Source organism: Vibrio sp. ZOR0018 (genome assembly GCF_963865925.1).
Lineage (GTDB): Bacteria > Pseudomonadota > Gammaproteobacteria > Enterobacterales > Vibrionaceae > Vibrio > Vibrio anguillarum.
The window spans coordinates 1-501 of sequence record NZ_CAWMCN010000057.1; the positions used below are offsets into that span (position 1 = coordinate 1).

Here is a 501-nt window from a genome sequence, read left to right on the forward strand (position 1 = left end):
GGAGAGACTTGAACTCTCACACCTTGCGGCGCCAGAACCTAAATCTGGTGCGTCTACCAATTTCGCCACTTCCGCAACTTGTACTGTAGATAGATTGAACATTGGTTATTCAAACTATCGTTGTAATAAATGGTGGCTACGACGGGATTCGAACCTGTGACCCCATCATTATGAGTGATGTGCTCTAACCAACTGAGCTACGTAGCCATTTGACAATCTTAAATCATGGTGCGGAAAGAGAGACTTGAACTCTCACACCTTGCGGCGCCAGAACCTAAATCTGGTGCGTCTACCAATTTCGCCATTTCCGCAGCGTATTCTTTAAATAAACTGAATGTTATTGATTCAGCTCATCTTTTTACGGTCAGCTTATCGCTAACCCTACAAATAATGGCAGGGCTACCTGGATTCGAACCAGGGAATGGCGGCATCAAAAGCCGCTGCCTTACCGCTTGGCGATAGCCCTACAAGATGATTGCTCATCTAAATAATGGTGCGGAA

Annotated in this window: 3 tRNA genes; all 3 read right to left on the reverse strand. The window is 45.7% G+C overall.

The annotated features are described in order from the left end of the window. Positions 1-130: 130 nt before the first annotated feature. The 3 genes from AACR75_RS02200 to AACR75_RS02210 all read right to left on the reverse strand — a co-directional run bounded on the left by AACR75_RS02200 (position 131) and on the right by AACR75_RS02210 (position 466). A tRNA-Met gene (locus tag AACR75_RS02200) sits at positions 131-207 on the reverse strand. 19 nt (positions 208-226) lie between these two features. Then, positions 227-311 (reverse strand) — tRNA-Leu (locus AACR75_RS02205). A gap of 80 nt (positions 312-391) precedes the next feature. Continuing rightward, positions 392-466, reverse strand: a tRNA-Gln gene (locus AACR75_RS02210). Positions 467-501: the final 35 nt, after the last annotated feature.